2 pseudogenes are annotated in these 1461 nt (G+C 56.8%); both read left to right on the forward strand.

The window, feature by feature from the left end:
• Positions 1-551, forward strand: a pseudogene (locus tag EVC45_RS44580) (hypothetical protein); the annotation flags it as partial.
• Positions 552-601: 50 nt separating this feature from the next.
• Positions 602-982 (forward strand): annotated as a pseudogene (locus tag EVC45_RS44585) (DDE-type integrase/transposase/recombinase); the annotation flags it as partial.
• Between the last annotated feature and the right edge of the window lie 479 nt (positions 983-1461).

Raw genomic sequence — 1461 nt, forward strand, 5'->3', positions numbered from 1 at the left:
ATCGCTGGCAAGCTCAACTTCACTTCGATCAACCCGCATACTGCATAACCCATTTGAATTTCAAAAGAGCCTCAAAATTCAATCGGCGCGGACAGCGCAACGTCCTCGAGCGCCTGCCGAAAGAATGCATCTCGCAAACCGCAGCGATCATGAAAGCGGCCTACAAGCTGCCGGCCAAGGACGGCATGGCCAAGCTCAAGACGCACGCGGCGTGGCTCCAGTCCGACCACCCGGATGCCTCGGCCTCGCTGCTCGAAGGAATGGAGGAGACGTTCACGGTGAACGAGCTGGGCCTGACGCCGGCGCTCATGCGCGGCCTGTCTACGACCAACATCATCGAGAATCCGAACGGTGCGGTACGCCGTGTTGCAGGCCGTGTGAAGCGCTATCGCGATGCCGACATGGCGGTGCGCTGGGCGGCGGCCGGATTCCTGGAAGCCGAGAAGAACTTCCGCAAAATCCTCGGTGTGAGCGACCTATGGGTACTCGCAGCGGCGCTGAAGCGTCCGCCTTCGACAACGAACATTGACCATGATCGAAAGGTCGCCTAACCTATGCCGCACCCGCCGTCCCAACCTTCAACTGTCATTGGGACATTGCCAAGCGCGACGTGGAGGCGGCGAAAGCCTTTTTCAGGAAGGCCATCAGACATCAGGGCCAGCCACCGAAGGGCATCACGCTTGACGGCTATGCGGCCTCGCGCCGCGCCGTGCGCGAGATGAAGGCCGATGGCTTGCTGCCTGAGGACACGAAGGTCCAATCCTCGAAATATCTCAATAATCTGGTCGAGCAGGACCACCGCAACATCAAGTCCCGGACGAAAGTCATGCTCGGCTTCAAACGTTTCAGGAACGCAGCGATCACTCTCTCTGGTATTGAGTTGGTACATCGTATTCGCAAGGGCCAGTTCGGCCTCGCGAAGCTCAGCCTCAAAGATACCACTGCGCCCGCAGTCTGGGAGGCCGTCCTGTCTGCTTCATGAGGTATCCTCTAGATAACAACAATCTCGTACAGACCGCCTATTTGCACCAGAGCCGAAATCGGGGCGTCCGGCACCCTCGTACAGGACTTTGGCTCCGCAGCGCGAATGACAATAATGTATAGGTTGCAGCTCCCGTAGTTCAGCGGCAGGCTTTGTGAACGTCATTTCTTCAAATAGAACTGATCGCTCGACGTGCGCAAAGGCGCCACTCTGAAGTCGGTGCGCGTGTAGACGCCCCACACAATCCGACCAGAACAGTTCAAAAGCTAGCGGCTTTTGCATTGACAGCTGAACTGCAATCCTTGCCAGAAAAGCAGTCGCACTATGTAGATTAGGGGTCGGCTGCCAAACGAATGTTTCCCCTGCATCGTTCTGTCGAGCCTGCCGCGCAGAGCAAACTTGTTGAGGCTCTTTTGAAATTCAAATGGGTTATGCAGTATGCGGGTTGATCGAAGTGAAGTTGAGCTTGCCAGCGATCA

It is taken from the genome of Paraburkholderia sp. UYCP14C, assembly GCF_004197395.1.
In the GTDB taxonomy this organism is placed as follows: Bacteria; Pseudomonadota; Gammaproteobacteria; order Burkholderiales; family Burkholderiaceae; genus Paraburkholderia.